At 56.6% G+C, this 15049-nt stretch carries 12 protein-coding genes; 5 read left to right on the top strand and 7 right to left on the bottom strand.

Features of this window, described 5'->3' with window-relative positions; genetic code table 11:
* Positions 1-505 precede the first annotated feature (505 nt).
* Positions 506-1324, top strand: a complete 819-nt coding sequence (locus UTM25_RS19560) for a DUF4225 domain-containing protein (protein ID WP_194401766.1) — start codon at positions 506-508, stop codon at positions 1322-1324.
* Here UTM25_RS19560 and UTM25_RS19555 read toward each other — a convergent pair.
* Both UTM25_RS19555 and UTM25_RS19550 read right to left on the bottom strand, forming a co-directional pair.
* A complete protein-coding gene (locus tag UTM25_RS19555; RefSeq protein ID WP_047072784.1) occupies positions 1302-1628 on the bottom strand; it encodes a hypothetical protein in 327 nt (108 codons plus the stop codon). The two genes, UTM25_RS19560 and UTM25_RS19555, sit on opposite strands and share 23 nt — an antisense overlap.
* 257 nt (positions 1629-1885) lie before the next feature.
* On the bottom strand, positions 1886-2437 hold the full coding sequence (locus tag UTM25_RS19550; protein WP_194401786.1) for a helix-turn-helix domain-containing protein: 552 nt from the start codon (positions 2435-2437) through the stop codon (positions 1886-1888).
* A 672-nt stretch (positions 2438-3109) separates the two neighbouring features.
* On the opposite strand from UTM25_RS19550, the gene pgaA reads away from it, so the two are divergent.
* The 4 genes from pgaA to pgaD are packed head-to-tail and all read left to right on the top strand — an operon-like array spanning position 3110 to position 9249.
* The gene (gene pgaA / locus UTM25_RS19545; protein ID WP_194401765.1) at positions 3110-5548 is read left to right on the top strand and encodes a poly-beta-1,6 N-acetyl-D-glucosamine export porin PgaA; all 2439 of its coding nucleotides are present in this window, start codon (positions 3110-3112) and stop codon (positions 5546-5548) included.
* A gap of 8 nt (positions 5549-5556) precedes the next feature.
* On the top strand, positions 5557-7494 hold the full coding sequence (pgaB, locus tag UTM25_RS19540) for a poly-beta-1,6-N-acetyl-D-glucosamine N-deacetylase PgaB (protein WP_194401764.1): 1938 nt from the start codon (positions 5557-5559) through the stop codon (positions 7492-7494).
* Positions 7487-8815 (top strand): poly-beta-1,6-N-acetyl-D-glucosamine synthase, encoded by a 1329-nt coding sequence (pgaC, locus tag UTM25_RS19535; protein WP_058841931.1) that lies wholly within the window; start codon positions 7487-7489, stop codon positions 8813-8815. Before pgaB ends, pgaC begins: the two co-directional genes overlap by 8 nt.
* Positions 8815-9249 carry a poly-beta-1,6-N-acetyl-D-glucosamine biosynthesis protein PgaD gene (pgaD, locus tag UTM25_RS19530; protein WP_194401763.1) on the top strand — a complete coding sequence of 145 codons (435 nt, stop codon included), beginning with the start codon at positions 8815-8817 and terminating at the stop codon, positions 9247-9249. The genes pgaC and pgaD overlap by 1 nt, the downstream gene beginning before the upstream one ends.
* A 52-nt stretch (positions 9250-9301) precedes the next feature.
* Here the strand turns inward: pgaD and gss are convergent, their stop codons facing one another.
* The 5 genes from gss to UTM25_RS19505 form a co-directional block, all read right to left on the bottom strand.
* Positions 9302-11164, bottom strand: coding sequence for a bifunctional glutathionylspermidine amidase/synthase (gene gss / locus UTM25_RS19525; protein WP_194401762.1), 1863 nt, complete (start codon positions 11162-11164; stop codon positions 9302-9304).
* Positions 11165-11275: 111 nt separating this feature from the next.
* Positions 11276-12253 carry an ABC transporter ATP-binding protein gene (locus tag UTM25_RS19520; RefSeq protein WP_194401761.1) on the bottom strand — a complete coding sequence of 326 codons (978 nt, stop codon included), beginning with the start codon at positions 12251-12253 and terminating at the stop codon, positions 11276-11278.
* A complete protein-coding gene (locus UTM25_RS19515; protein WP_194401760.1) occupies positions 12250-13227 on the bottom strand; it encodes an ABC transporter ATP-binding protein in 978 nt (325 codons plus the stop codon). Before UTM25_RS19515 ends, UTM25_RS19520 begins: the two co-directional genes overlap by 4 nt.
* On the bottom strand, positions 13220-14065 hold the full coding sequence (locus UTM25_RS19510; RefSeq protein WP_320715216.1) for an ABC transporter permease: 846 nt from the start codon (positions 14063-14065) through the stop codon (positions 13220-13222). Before UTM25_RS19510 ends, UTM25_RS19515 begins: the two co-directional genes overlap by 8 nt.
* A gap of 5 nt (positions 14066-14070) precedes the next feature.
* On the bottom strand, positions 14071-15024 hold the full coding sequence (locus UTM25_RS19505) for an ABC transporter permease (protein WP_080471866.1): 954 nt from the start codon (positions 15022-15024) through the stop codon (positions 14071-14073).
* Between the last annotated feature and the right edge of the window lie 25 nt (positions 15025-15049).

The following is a 15049-nucleotide window of genomic DNA, read 5'->3' as shown; positions in this document are numbered from 1 at the left end:
CGGCTCTCGCTGTACGCTTACGTTTACCAGTAGTTACCGCCCTTATCTCTCCTCCGGCCCCGCTTCCCGGTGGTACAAAATGGGCATATGATAAAGCCTACCAAAGACCGAAATGGCACCTACTATACAGTGGGCACATACCGGATTGCTCAGGGCCTCCGAAAACGTCCAGTCGTGCTGCACATCCGGCCTGATTGATGGTGAAATTCCCGACAAAAACGGCTGGCTTTCCGCTGGTGTTGCCCTTTCCCTACTACAGCGGCCACTCAAGCCAGAACGGGCTTCTCATTGATGCCATTGAGCAAAAATCTGGCCTGATACTTCCGGTGATGCCCGGTGAAAGCCGTATAGTCGGCCGAGGTGTGTAGCTGCAAAAAGCGACTTCTGCTTCAGACCCCGTAACCACATTGCTACTATATTATGCATGCGTTGGCACGCATGGCAGTCAGAGGGAGTCGTTTATCAGTCTAAACAGACGCCGGTAAAGCAATTGAGAGGAATTACAATGGATGCAGCATTGCTTAACATGATGCAATCAGGTGGAAGAAATAAAGCCTGGGCGGAAACGATGGTGAATATGGAAGCCAGGAAACTGGTAAATACAGCCAACACTCTGTCGGCTTTTCATCTCAGGGATGGTCTGACTCGAATGAAGTTCATTCAGGAAATTCGGGACCTCATAGAACAGCAGTTTATGCTAGCTCGTCAGGCTAAATCAGATAAAGAATGCATGGACTGCGTTAAAATACTTAGAGAAGAAAACTATAACCTCCTGGAACAAGCTCGTTTATTACGAACGAAGGCAGCGAAGCTTTACGCGAAAGTCGAGTTCATCCGAGAGAATAACAAAATTGTTGGGTATGTTATCTCGGCAGTTAGTGTTGTCCTGGCCGGTGCTGAAATAGCCGCAGGATTTACACTGATTGGCACTATGACCCCTCTCGGAGTTCTTGCTGGTGCGATTCTGGTTACTGACGGGGCAAACAGCATCAGTAAAGAAGTGGCTCGCTACGCAACGAACAACACTACCAGTGAAGGGCTGGTCGCGAATGCCGCGATGTCTACAGCTGAGTTTATGGGCTTTAGTCGTGAGAATGGTTTAGGTGTCTACAAATCAATCTCACTGGCCGCTAATGCGTATACCATTTTTGGCTTGTTACGGCGACCTGGTACCTGGCGACTGTTTCGTTATCTACCCACAGACTATTACCGAAAGGTGAGCACATTGAGCCGCCCGCAGCTTACAATGAAAATAGCGGGTTACGGCGTGAAAGCTAAGATTATTTTTGATCTGTTGTCCGTCAGCGACCCGTCTCAGAATTAGTCAGCATTTTACGGTAACGCCATGATTTGTAGCCAAGTTTTGCTGGCGTTATATACCAGATAAAAGGTAGTAAAATCAATAACGTGAGCGCAAGTGTCAGACTTGTATCCCTGGATGCAAGTAAAAGAGTTAAAGCCAGTATGATAAAGGCAATAATAGTTATCCACTTCATTGCCTTAAAACGATTGGCCAGATCATGAGTTACGCTATCAAACGAACCACCGTAATTCTCGATATTGTTTTTTAGCTTTTGAAGATCTCGTTTACTAAAACCTGATTTTAAAAGTGCTTCTTCGCTGGTCATTCTACTAACCGTCCCATAACTCACTGAAACATGTGACGAAGTTTAACTTAATTTGACGGATAAATCGCTACCTGACGATATTTGTCAAATTTATATTTATATCAAATAGTTGAAGATATCTTACAGTGGCGGTGACCAGACTCTTCAATCGTGTCCATGACAACGTCCTTGTGTCGTTTTAGCCAGAGTAAATCCAAACCCAAAGCCAGGAAGTTATCCTCATCCAGCGTTCTCAAACCTCAGAATACCGCCCGCAATTATGCTTTTGTTCTCTCCCCAACCCAGGGATCGTTCCCACCTGCGTCCAGCAGTTTGTTTTTAAAGATAAACAAACACGCCTCGTTGAAGTTCTCCGCCCCCAGGCGTTCCGAGAGCGCCGTTCGTTTGCGATAGAGGCTTTTCACCGACGTATTCAGCTCATCGGCGATGGCTTCCATCGGCATCCCTGCCCGCAGCAACCGCAGCATGATCGCTTCGTGCGTGCTAAGACGTAAATTAAGCAGCCACTTCGTGGTCAGGCGCCGGCCCTTCATATTGAGCACCAGGTTAAATAACGACGCCATATCCGGCGCGGTCAGCGACGTGTTCATAAATAACTTCATACTGAGCAGATTCTCCTCCCGGTGTCGCATATCGAGCATAACGCAGCAGATTGTTTTTTTCGTTCTGGCCGGATGGCGTATCAGGTAATCATATAAACGGAGCGGAGAACGACTATCAATCAATACAGAATATTCATCTGCACCGTTATCAAATATGTTTCTGTCAATCGAGTCGAGCAGGATAATATCCGGGAAAAATATCCGCATCCCTCTGACAAGGTAGCGATCCTGAGTCACTAAAACAATTGAAGTTGCCACTAACCATCCCTTTTAGATTAAAGCAAGCACGATCCCTCGCAAAGAAGGCCGCCTTCGTTTTATAGCGCTGTTATATTAACGATAAATGTATTCTGGCTTTGGACATCCCTCAATACAGACATTGATGAGTAAGACTTCCTGTAGACTATCATTCAATGGCTGCCATTAATTATAAATAAAAAACAATCGCAGAAAAGTCACTTCTCTAAACATTAAGAGTTTTTGTCATGAAACTTCCCAAACATTCACCAGAAAGTACTTTAATTGAGGCTGATAAACCCCATTAAAAATATATACAAAGCTGTCACAATAAAAATAAAATACAATAATTTCAATAAGTTAAAAATAAACACCTAATTCAATAAAAACGTCACAAAGCGCTCAATCCAGAATTATCTCAAAACGACACACCGGCTTTTCAACATATTTATCCGGCAACATATCAGGTGTACATTAGCTTTCACCCAGTACACTGAGATAAGGATCCATAATTACCTTTAGGTAAGTACCCCGTAACATCACTGCATTCAGATTTAATGTTCTCATTTATGGCCTTTAACCCTGAGTTTAAAGGCGGCCGTGTTATGCAATGGATTCATGATAAACAAATGGCAAATAGATATGGAAAGTTCACTTCGCTTCAATACGTTATTCTTTTATCGCACCCCAACATTATTGTTTCTGTTATTCCTCTTTCCTGTTCTGGCTCAGGCGACTGAATCCGTTTATGAGCAACAGATTCAACAGGCGCGTAACGGTAATTACACGCCGTTTCTCGATTATCTTCAGCGTTATCAGCAGCAGCATGCCCTGACGCCTGAACAAGTTGCGGACTGGTTACAGGTTGCAGCCTGGGCAGGTCATGATGACGAGGTTATTCAGGTCTGGCAGCGTTACGGCATTTATATGCCGCTGCCCGCCCGCGGCGTTGCTGCTGTCGCGCAGTCCAGGCGAAATCAAAAAGCGTGGCAGCCGGCCCTGGCGCTCTGGAAAGAGGCGCGTAGCCTTGCACCGGATAACGACGATTATCGTATCGGCTATATCAAAACCCTGGCCGATGCCCGCATGGACACGCTTGCCCTGCAGGAAGCCAGACGGCTGGTGGCGGAAAATCCCTCTCAGGCGCATCTTCAGACGCTCTCGTATGTCTGGTTACGCCAGGGAAAAAGCTGGGATCGGCTGCTGGCAGACACCCGCGCGCTGAATGTCGCACCTGAGAATAAAGCGCTCCTCAGCGAGCTGATCGACGCGCTAACGAATAGCCGGGTGAACACACCCGCGCTCCAGGTTTCACAAAGCGTGACGCTGTCTCCCGCGGAGCGTCGCCGTCTGGAGCGTAATGCCGCTGCAGAACAGGTTCGCCTTGCCAATGTGCCTGGCAGAACAGAAAAGGAGCGCCTGCAGCTTGCGCAAACCGCGCTGAATCGTTACGACGCCCTGCTTGCTCGCTGGCAAAACGATCCGCAGGCGGCGGAAGACGTCGTCCTTGCTCGTATCGACAGGCTTGGCGCGCTGTACGCCCATGCTGATTACCCACGGGTGATTAGCGAATATCAGGATCTTACGGCAGCCCAGCATCCGGTGCCGGACTGGGCAATCGGCTGGGTCATCTCCGCGTATCTGCAGGAGCAAAACGCTGCCGCCGCCTTCTCGCTTCTGCAACGCTATCCGCAATACGCTTCCGACCCGCAGGACGAGGAGCACGCGCTTTTCTACGCCTGGCTGGATACGGGACAGTATCAGTCCGCCCGCCAGTACGTGGAGCGCCAGACCCGCAACGTCCCGTGGACCCGCTACGATTTCGGCTCCCCAACCCCTCAGCCGAACGATCGATGGCTTACCGGACGGTCGCTCCGCTTTAACTATTTGCTGGCGACGAATGCCCTGCCGGAAGCCGAAAAGCTGGCGCACCGTCTGGCGACAACGGCGCCGGGCAATCAGGGATTACAGATTGACTACGCCACGATGCTTCAGACGCGAGGCCTGCCGCGCGCGGCCGAGCAAACGCTGAAAATGGCGGAGGCGCTGGAGCCCTCAAATCTGGAGCTTGAGCAGCAGCAGGCTTACGTCGCTATGGATCTGCAGGAGTGGCGGCAGATGGATTTACTGGCTGACGACGTCGTCGCCCGTGCGCCGCGCGATCGCAGCGCCAGGCGTCTGGACAGGCTCCGCACCGTCCACCATATGTCCGAGCTGCGCCTCAACGCGAGCAAGGGTTTGCACTCCGATAACCCCGTCAGCGGGACGCACGACCTCAACTGGGACGCCACGCTCTATGGCCCGCCCGTAGCGGATAACTGGCGGCTGTTTGCCGGCACCCGCTATGCCGAGGGTAATTTCGATGAAGGCAAAGGCACCAGCCGTCACCTTTTGGGCGGCGTCGAATGGCGGCCACGCGACCTTCAGCTCGAAGCCGAGCTTTCCAGCAACCGCTATCACGGCGAAAACAAGCCGGGCGCTCGCCTCGCAACAACATACTTTGTGACCGATAGCTGGCAGGTCAGCGGCAGCCTTGAACGCCTGTCTCGCACCACGCCCCTTCGGGCGTTACGCAACGGAATTAGCGCCAACCGGGGTGAAGGCGGGGTGCGCTGGTATCAAAACGAGCGGCGTGAGTACCAGTTCAGCGCCGCCCTCAGCCGCTTCTCCGACCATAACCGCCGCCAGGAATACACCCTCACGGGCAAGGAGCGTCTCTGGCAGACCCCGTCTCTGACGCTGGATCTCGAACCGGGGATCGCCGCCAGCAAAAACAGCCTGCGGGACACGCTCTACTACAACCCGGCGCGGGATCTGTCCGTGACGGCTGCCCTCTCCGTTGACCATGAGATGGTCCGCCATTACGACACCCTCTGGAGCCAGCAGTTCGTAGCGGGAGGCGGCAGCTACTGGCAGAAAAATCAGTCCGCTGGCGCCATCGCCCTGCTGGGTTACGGACAGCGCGTTCAGTGGAACAACGTTATTGATACCGGCGTGATGCTGAACTGGGACAAGCGCCCTTATGACGGCAAACGCGAGAGCAACCTCTCCGTCACGTTTGACGCGACTTTACGCTTTTAAGGATGAATATGCTGAACACACGTTTTTCCGTGAGCCTGATACTCCTCGGCTGGCTCTGCCTCAGCGCGAGCGTCTGCGCGCAGGCGATCTCGTTCATTGCGCCCAAAGATCGGCCGCAGCTGGAGGCGAGTAAACCCTGGCCGGAGAACCAGTTTCTGGTCCTGGCCTACCACGACGTCGAAGACGATGCCGCCGATCAGCGCTATCTCTCCGTTCGCACCAGCGCGTTAAACGAGCAGATAAGCTGGCTTCTGCACAACGGCTATCACGCCATCAGCGTGCAGGACATTCTCGATGCCCATGACGGGAAAAAAACGCTGCCGCCAAAAGCCGTTCTGCTCAGCTTTGACGACGGCTACAGCAGCTTTTATACCCGCGTCTGGCCGCTGCTTCAGGCGTGGAATGTTCCTGCGCTGTGGGCGCCGGTGGGCAGCTGGGTGGATACGCCGGCAAATCAAAAAGTTAACTTCGGCGGTCTGATGACGCCCCGGGATCGCTTCGCGACGTGGGACATGGTGCGCGAGCTCAGCCGGTCCCCGCTGATTGAGATCGGATCGCACACCTGGGCCTCGCATTACGGCATTCCGGCCAACCCGCAGGGCAGCCGCGAGCCGGCCATCGCCAATCGCTTTTATGACAAAGCGACGGGTCGCTATGAAACCGACCAGCAGTTCAGCCGGAGGATCGGCGATGACGTTCGTAAAGTGACTGAAAAAATCACGCAGGTGACGGGCAAAGCGCCGCGCGCCTGGGTCTGGCCCTACGGCGCCGCCAGCGGTACGTCGCTCGCTATCGCCAGACAGCAGGGTTATCAGCTGGCCTTCACCCTTGAGGACGGGCTGGGTAACGTGCAGGATCTGGGCAACATCCCTCGCCTGCTGATCGCAGGGAATCCCTCGCTCAAGGCGTTTGCCAGCACGGTCAGCCAGGTTCAGGAGCGCGATCCCGTGCGCGTCATGCACGTCGATCTCGACTACGTTTACGATCCCGATCCTGCCCAGCAGACCCAAAATATCAACAGGCTGATCCAGCGGGTCTACGACATGAAGATCAGCCATGTTTTCCTGCAGGCGTTTGCCGACCCGCAGGGCGACGGCAGGATCAAGGCGCTCTATTTCCCCAACCGTCGTCTGCCGGTCCGGGCAGATCTTTTTAATTTTGTCGCCTGGCAGCTGCAAACCCGCGCGGGCGTGAAAGTCTTCGCGTGGATGCCGGTGCTCTCGTTCGATCTCAATCCTTCCCTGCCGCGCGTGCAGCGTCGGGATCGTCAAACCGGCGAGCTGCGCGAAGCCACCGAGCCCTACATCCGGCTTTCCCCGTGGGACCCGCAGGTGCGCCAGCAGGTGACGGACATCTATGAAGATCTGGCCCGCTATACCAGCTTCAACGGGATTTTGTTCCATGACGATGCGGCGCTGACGGACGTGGACGATGCCGGTCAGAACACCACGCGTCAGAAAAGCCAGACGCTTATCGGGTTTACCCACGCCCTGAGCCTGGCGGTGAAGCATATCCGTGGCCCGCAGATAAAAACCGCGCGCAACATGTTCGCCCTTCCCATTCTGCAGCCTGAAAGTGAAGCGTGGTTTGCACAGAATCTTGATGATTTTCTGGCGGAGTATGACTGGACGGTGCCGATGGCCATGCCGCTGATGGAGGCCGTTCCGGCAGACGAGAGCGATGCCTGGCTGACGCGTCTGGTTAAAGCGGTCGCCGCACGCCCCGGCGCGCTCGATAAAACGATTTTCGAGCTGCAGGCCAGGGACTGGGACCAGAAACCGCAGCGCGCCGTTGCCGATAGCCAGCTTGCGCAGTGGATGCGCGTGCTCCAGCTGAACGGCGTCAAAAACTACGGTTACTACCCCGACGACTTTCTCAACAACCAACCTGATATCTCGCGCATCAGGCCTGAATTTTCTTCGTACTGGTACCCTGACAATGACTGATCGCATTATCGCATTCTCTATTTTATGTCTGGTATTCGGGTTGCCGTTAGGCGTGGCCGCCCTCTTTACCGGCGAACTGATTCTGGATTTTGTGTTCTTCTGGCCGCTGTTCATGTCGGTGCTCTGGATAACCGGCGGCCTCTATTTCTGGTATCAGCTTGAACGCCACTGGTCGTGGGATAAAGACACGCCCGCCCCGACGCTCGCGGGTGAGCCGCTCATCTCCATTCTTATCCCCTGCTTCAACGAGGGAAGGAATGCCCGGGAGACCATCAGCGCTGCGCTGGATCAGCGGTATGAAAATATAGAAGTTATTGCCATCAACGACGGATCTTCTGACAACACCGCGCAGGTGCTGCAGGAGCTGGCGCAGGAACAGCCGCGCCTGCGGGTGATTAACCTCGCGGAAAACCAGGGAAAAGCGCTGGCGCTCAAAGCCGGAGCCGCGGCGGCGCGGGGCGATCTGCTGGTCTGCATTGACGGCGACGCCCTGCTTGACCGCGATACCGCCGCTTATCTGGTGGCCCCGCTGATTCAGTATCCCCACGTCGGGGCGGTTACCGGCAATCCGCGCATTCGCACGCGCTCCACGCTGATTGGCCGCATTCAGGTGGGCGAGTTCTCATCCATTATTGGGCTCATCAAGCGGACGCAGCGGATCTATGGCCGGGTCTTTACCGTCTCCGGCGTCATCGCCGCGTTTCGCCGACAGGCGCTGGCGGACGTCGGGTACTGGAGCCCGGACATGATCACCGAAGACATCGACATCAGCTGGAAGCTTCAGCTGCGCCACTGGGATATCTTTTTTGAGCCGCGGGCGCTGTGCTGGATCCTGATGCCGGAGACGCTGAGGGGCCTGTGGAAACAGCGCCTGCGCTGGGCCCAGGGGGGCGCGGAGGTGTTTCTGGTCAACCTGCGCAGGATTGTGCGCTGGGAGCATCACCGCATGTGGCCGCTGTTTCTGGAGTACGCCCTGTCAACGCTGTGGGCCTTCGCGTATGCGATGACGGTGCTGCTGTTCCTCCTCAGCCAGGTTGCGCCTGTTCCCGCCAGGCTGACCGTGGAGAGCCTTTTTCCACCGGAGTTTACCGGGCTGCTGCTGGGCGTGATGTGCCTGCTGCAGTTCCTGGTCAGCTTGTACATCGAGCGGCGGTACGAACGAAAAGTGGCCAGCTCGCTTTTCTGGGTGATCTGGTTCCCGATGGTGTACTGGATGATTGGTCTGTTCACCACCCTCGTCGCATTTCCAAAAGTCATGCTTAAACGCCAGCGCGCCCGCGCGCGCTGGATCAGTCCGGACCGGGGAAAAGGGAGCATTTAATGAACGAAAATACCTTAATTTTGACTGAGCATCGGCTCTTGCCGCGTCTTTTCGATGCCGCGCTGACGCTGGTGGCATGGGGAGGATTTCTGTTTTTCCTGTATGCCCGGCTGTGGATGCAGCTAACCGATGAGAGCGACTACCGCTGGAGCGTGATTATCGCGTCCTTTAATACGGTGTTGCTCTACCTGCTGTTCGCCGCGCTCAACGGCTGGCTGCTGATTTTGTGGTATCAGTACAACCGCCGCCGCGCCCACGTCAGGCGGCGCCAGCCGGGCTATTTTCACCAGGAAGAGCTGGCCCGCAGCTTTAATGTCTCACCGCAGATCATCTCCGAGATGAGCCAGTACAACCTGCTGACGGTGTATCACGATCAGATTGGCCGCATCATCGATCTGAAGATCAGCGAGCAGCAGGAAGAGGAAGAGCAGTAACAAAAAGCCCCCGCAGGAGACCCTGCGGGGGCTATTTCATCACGAATGTTAACTACTTATCTTTAACCACAATCAGCGGCTCGATATCGCTCTCTTTCTTCACCACCAGCGAGTCATCGCCGCGCAGGCAGGTGCCGCCGTAGTTCCCGCCCACGGTGAAGGTGCAGACCTGTATGTACTTACCGTCAACCTTCGGCAGGCACCACAGCTGCTGGTAGATATTCTTGCGGTCGACAAACTTGCCGCTGGATTTATCCAGCAGTTCGTCCTGAGCGCTGATGAGATCGATATTGCTGCCGCAGCGGCCAGCAATCGGCTTGACGGCATAGCCGGTCTGCTTCAGCAGATCGTTAACCTCAAAATCGGTGTCGAGCAGGTAACGGTGATTCGGGAACAGCTGCCACAGAACCGGGAGAATCGCCTTGTTGCCGGGAATCACGGTCCACAGCGGTTCGAAGACCAGTACCTCCGGGCGCAGCAGGACGTCAATCAGGCGCACCTCGCCCTCGGGATGCCCGGTGCGGATCGGCACGGCGGCGTATTCGGTTTCGCTGACCTCGCGGATCTGCTCTATCGCCGTTTCCCACGCCCAGGTTTTCCATACGCAGTTGACGTGGCGACCTTCGTCGTCAATCAGCTGTCCGGCGGCATCCCAGCTGAGCGCCTCCAACCCGTGCAGGATTTTGGTCTCGAACCCGGCCTGCATCAGCGAACGTTGAATAAAGAGCGCGTGATAGTCCTCTTCGACATCGTTGTCCTGCATGATGTGGACGAACGGCCGCGCGTGGCTGTGCTTCCATGCCCCGGTCAGCTCTTCCAGCAGCCCTTCCGCCGGGTTATGCCCGTTGCCGCGATAGCCTTTTTTCACCCACTCTTCGAGAATCAGCCCGCCCTCGGTATGGCAGGAGGCGGAGTCGGCGTTGTACTCGTAAACCTTAATGCCGCGCTCATCCATGCAGAAATCCATACGACCGGTGATCATATGGTGGCGACGCCACTGCCAGGAGAGGCGCAGGCGCGGCCAGAGGATTTTCGGGATGTCGAAAAGCGCCAGCAGGCTGTCGTCTTTCAGCACCTTGTCCGTCGCGTGCAGGTACATCAGGTGCAGTTCGTTGGTGGCCTTGATCAGCTCCTGCTCGGCGCTTTCGGTAATGGTGAAGTACTGGCAGGGATCTTTGTTGATCACATGGCCGTTAGCGCGGATATACGCCTGCTGCAGCGCGTCATTTTCGTTAAGCCATTTTCCGTCGAACTGACGTTTGTTTTTCAGCCGCGCACCGCTGATTTTCAGCAGTTCGCCGTCGATTTCCGGCTGGGGAATGCTGTGTTCCGTGTCGTCGGTCTGGATCATCCAGCCGAGAATCTCCGTGTCGTTGAAGGTGTCATGGATCGTGTAACACCCGTTCTCCACGCTCAGACGCAGCTCGCGCGTCCACTGCTGCCCGAGCGGCAGCGGGGAGTGAATCACGTTCTGCTCCGCAATACGCACCTTATCGTCCAGAAGCTGGGTGATCACCGCCACGTGGCCGGTCTCGTGAAACTCGCCGCCCTTTTGCCAGATCAGCAGCGCTCCGGCGCGCGGCGCGCGTTTCGAACCGTTGGCAAAGGCCTGAAGGGGCAGAATGTTATCGTTCACCACCTGACGCAAAAAGCGCAGGGAGAAGATTTCCCACGCCATGCCGACGTCGGTAAACACAAAGCCATAGTTGAGAAACAGGAAACGGCGGGCAAACTCAACGCACTGCCACTTGTGGCCCATGTATTCGTTGCCGATATAGCTGCGGAAATCCGCGTCCTGCGGGTAGCTGCGCGGGTCCAGACTGCCGTAATTTGAAGAGTAAATCGCCACGCCACCGGGCGCATAGCCTAACAACGTCCCGAATGGCGCATCACTGCTTAACTTTCCTTTACGCATGTATCCAACCTAAAACAGGCAGGCGGCAATTTTTTTAAGGGTTGTCGTCGTCTGCACGTTGTAATTAACCTGACAGAGGGACATTTATCATACACCCGCGCAGCGCATTAACTACATGTTTAACAACCAACATGCCGCGAAATGCCCTGGCGCAATCTCCCGCATGGCAGGCTCCTGCGTCTGGCAAACCGGCATCGCGTGCGGGCAGCGGCTGCAGAACTTACAGCCCGGCAGCGCGGACGTGGGGCCAGGAATGTCGCCGCGCAGGGTTGCGTCTTCGAGATTGCGGATGCGCGGATCGGGCTGGGGAACCGCCGCCAGCAGCGCGCGGGTGTAAGGGTGCGCCGGACGCTGATACAGTTCATTCGCCGGGGCCACCTCCACCAGTTTTCCGAGATACATCACCCCAATGCGGCTGGAGATATGGCGCACCATGGAGAGATCGTGGGCGATGAACAGATAGGTCAGCCCCAGCTCCTGCTGCAGATCCTGCAGAATATTCACCACCTGCGCCTGCACCGAGACGTCCAGCGCCGAGAGCGGCTCATCGCACAGCACAAATTCAGGATCCACGGACAACGCGCGGGCGATACTGATGCGCTGACGCTGCCCGCCGCTGAACTCATGCGGGAATCGTTCAAGATGTTCGTGCTTGAGCCCCACTTTGTAGAGCAGCGTTTCCGTGCGTTCCCGCTGTTCTTCGCGGCTGTAGCCGTGGATCTGCATCGGCTCGGCCACCAGCTGTCGCACCGTCATGCCGGGGTTGAGCGAGGAGTAAGGATCCTGAAAAATCGCCTGCATCCGTTTACGCAGCGGCTTAAGCTCTCTTTCGCGGGCGTGGGCGATCGCCTGCCCGGCAAAGTGGATCTCGCCTGAGGTGATATCGAAAAGGCGTAGGATGGCGCGCCCGAGGGTGGATTTTCCGCAGCCGGACTCCCCCACCAGGCCAAACGTCTCGCCGGGCTGGATATCAAAGCTCACGCCATCAACCGCCTTCACGGCCACGCCTTTACGCAGCAAACCGCCGTTAAGCGGATAGTGTTTGCGCAGATCGCGCACGCTCACTAATGGCGCCTGTTGTTCATTCATGCCTGAATCTCCTTGTCGGCCCATAGCCAGCAGGCGGCGCGATGGCCCTCTCCGGCGGCGTAAAAGACGGGCTGTCGTTCACACTGGGGCATGCGCTTCGGGCAGCGTTCCGCGAACGGACACCCCGGCGGCGGGTTAAGCAGGCCGGGCGGCGAACCTTCAATGGGCGATAAACGCTGATTCACCTCATCCGGGCGCGGCAGCGAGGCCAGCAGCCCCTGGGTGTAAGGATGCGCAGGGCGATAAAAAATGTCCTCCACGCTGCCCTCCTCCATTACCAGCCCGCCGTACATCACCACCACGCGGCTGCAGACCTGCGCCACGACGCCGAGATCGTGAGTGATCAGCAAAATCGCGGTCCGGGTCTGCTGTTGTAGACTTTTCAGCAGGCGCAGGATTTGCGCCTGAATGGTCACGTCCAGCGCGGTGGTCGGCTCATCGGCGATCAGCAGCTTAGGGTTGCAGGAGAGCGCAATGGCGATCATCACCCTCTGGCGCATGCCGCCGCTGAACTCGTGGGGATACTGGTCGTATCGGCGTTCCGCCCCGGCAATGCCCACCTGTTCCAGCATGGCGATGGCCGCCGCTTTGGCCGCTTTTTTGGTCAGCCCTTTGTTGCGCATCAGGATCTCAGCCATCTGCTTGCCGATGGTCAGCACCGGGTTCAGGGTGGTCATCGGATCCTGAAAAATCATCGCGATCTCGTTGCCGCGAATGGCGCGCATCTGCGCGGGCGTTTTCTGCGCCAGATCCTCATTCTGGAAGCGGATGCTGCCGCCGGTTATCCGTCCGTTGCTCCCCAGAAGCTGGATAATTGACTTACAGGTGACGCTTTTCCCGCAGCCCGACTCGCCGACGATGCCGACGACTTCCCCCGGCTTAACCTGAAAGCTCACGCCACGCACCGCGTGAACCTCGCCCTCGCGGGTGCGGAACGAGGTTTGCAGGTTCTCAAGCGCTAATAAGTTACTCATCGCGATTCGCTCCCGGCTCAAAGGCGGTACGGAACACATCGCCCAGCACGTTAAAGCTGAACACCGTCAGCAGGATCAGAATGCCGGGGAAAATCGCCAGCCACGACGCTTCGCCAATATAAGACTGGGCGTTGTTAAGCATGCTTCCCCACGACGCCACGGGCGCCTGCACGCCCAGCCCTAAGAAGCTGAGCGTTGACTCCATCAGAATGGCCGAGGCGATATTGAGCGTGGCGGCCACGATAATGGTCGGCAGCACGCCGGGAATAATGTGGCGCACGATAATGCGCAGCGGATGCTCTCCCGACGCGCGGGCGTAAAGCACGTACTCGCGCTCTTTCACGGACAGGGTTTCTGCACGCACCAGCCGCGACATGTTCATCCACGTCAGCAGGCTGATGATCAGAATGATGTTATCCACGCCCGGCTTGAGGTAAGCATTCACCACCAGCAGCAGGAAGAAGGCCGGAATGGCCATCAGGATATCCACGGCGCGCATCATCAGGTTATCCAGCCAGCCGCCAAAATAGCCGCTCACCGTTCCCACCACCGTGCCGATAAGCGTGGAAAAGAGCATGGCGAGAAAACCGACCATCAGGGAGATCTGGCCGCCATACAGCGCGCGGGTAAAGTAGTCGCGGCCGTATTCGTCGGTGCCGAACCAGTGCGCGGCATCCGGTGGCAACGTGCGTGCGCCGAGCGCCATTCGATCCGGGTCGTACGGGCTTAAGCCCGCACAGAGCGCGGCGACAACGAAAATAAAAAGCACAAACAGAGAGAACTGCGCCGGACGGTTGCGGCGCAGCTGGTGACGAACCTGCTGCCAGCGTCTGCTCATCCGGGTTACCTCAGCGTACGAATGCGGGGATCGGCGAAGCGATAAAGCACGTCGGCGATCAGGTTTCCGACGATCAGCATCATCGACGAGAGCATGATGATCGCCATGATCAGCGGGTAGTCCAGCGAGGCGATCGACTGGATCCCGAGCAGCCCCATCCCCGGCCAGGAGAAGACGCTTTCCGTCACATAGGCCCCCACAATCAGCTCTCCGAACGACAGGCCGAACAGGGTAATCACCGGCAGCAGCACGTTTTTCAGCACGTGGCGGAACAGAATGCTGGAACGCGTGGCGCCGTAGGCAAGCTGGGTCTGCACGTAGTCGGCCGAGAGCTGCGAGATGGTGTTAGAGCGGATGTATCGCACGTAGCTGGAGAGGTTGTAGAACGTGAGGGCAATACACGGCAGCACGCCGTGGCGCAACACGTCCAGCCCGTTGTCCTCCACGCCGATGGTGCGCATCCCCATGCTGGGGAACCAGTTAAGCTGCACGGCAAAAACGGTGATGAGCAAAATGCCGAACCAGAAAATCGGCACCGAGATGCCGATATAGGCGAACAGGTTCAGGAGGTGATCCAGCCAGCGGTGCTTAAATGCTCCCGCCAGCAGGCCCAGCGGAATAGCAAGTACGATCGCCATCAGCAGCGACGCGCCCATCAGCCCCAGCGTGGCCGGAATGCGTTCGCCGATCATCTCCAGCACCGGGCGGTGGTAAATCAGCGAATAGCCGAGATCGCCCTGCAGGACGTTTTTCAGCCACAGCACGTACTGCGTGACCAGCGGCTTATCCAGCCCCAGGCTCTGGCGAATACGTTCGATATCTTCCGGGGCCATACGCGGCGTAATGTACGCCGCCACCGGATCGCCGGGCGCGAGCTTGACCAGCAGAAACGCAACCAGTGAAATAAAGAACAGCATCGGCAGCAGCTGCAGCAGCCGACGCGTGAGGAGTGTGTTCAGGACGTGCCCTTACCAAAGCCCCGAC

This window comes from Enterobacter sp. 61D5, from assembly GCF_034107965.1.
Lineage (GTDB): Bacteria > Pseudomonadota > Gammaproteobacteria > Enterobacterales > Enterobacteriaceae > Enterobacter > Enterobacter cloacae_M.
The sequence above is the reverse complement of the archived record's forward strand: the minus strand, read 5'-3'. Positions and strand labels throughout refer to the sequence as shown.

Excerpts from the sequence above, each read along its gene's own strand:
- UTM25_RS19555 (WP_047072784.1), bottom strand. The coding sequence starts at position 1,628 with ATGACCAGCGAAGAAGCACTTTTAAAATCAGGTTTTAGTAAACGAGAT.
- UTM25_RS19550 (WP_194401786.1), bottom strand. The coding sequence starts at position 2,437 with ATGCGGATATTTTTCCCGGATATTATCCTGCTCGACTCGATTGACAGA.
- pgaA (WP_194401765.1), top strand. The coding sequence starts at position 3,110 with ATGGAAAGTTCACTTCGCTTCAATACGTTATTCTTTTATCGCACCCCA.
- pgaB (WP_194401764.1), top strand. The coding sequence starts at position 5,557 with ATGCTGAACACACGTTTTTCCGTGAGCCTGATACTCCTCGGCTGGCTC.
- UTM25_RS19560 (WP_194401766.1), top strand. The coding sequence starts at position 506 with ATGGATGCAGCATTGCTTAACATGATGCAATCAGGTGGAAGAAATAAA.
- gss (WP_194401762.1), bottom strand. The coding sequence starts at position 11,164 with ATGCGTAAAGGAAAGTTAAGCAGTGATGCGCCATTCGGGACGTTGTTA.
- UTM25_RS19520 (WP_194401761.1), bottom strand. The coding sequence starts at position 12,253 with ATGAATGAACAACAGGCGCCATTAGTGAGCGTGCGCGATCTGCGCAAA.
- UTM25_RS19510 (WP_320715216.1), bottom strand. The coding sequence starts at position 14,065 with ATGAGCAGACGCTGGCAGCAGGTTCGTCACCAGCTGCGCCGCAACCGT.
- pgaD (WP_194401763.1), top strand. The coding sequence starts at position 8,815 with ATGAACGAAAATACCTTAATTTTGACTGAGCATCGGCTCTTGCCGCGT.
- pgaC (WP_058841931.1), top strand. The coding sequence starts at position 7,487 with ATGACTGATCGCATTATCGCATTCTCTATTTTATGTCTGGTATTCGGG.
- UTM25_RS19515 (WP_194401760.1), bottom strand. The coding sequence starts at position 13,227 with ATGAGTAACTTATTAGCGCTTGAGAACCTGCAAACCTCGTTCCGCACC.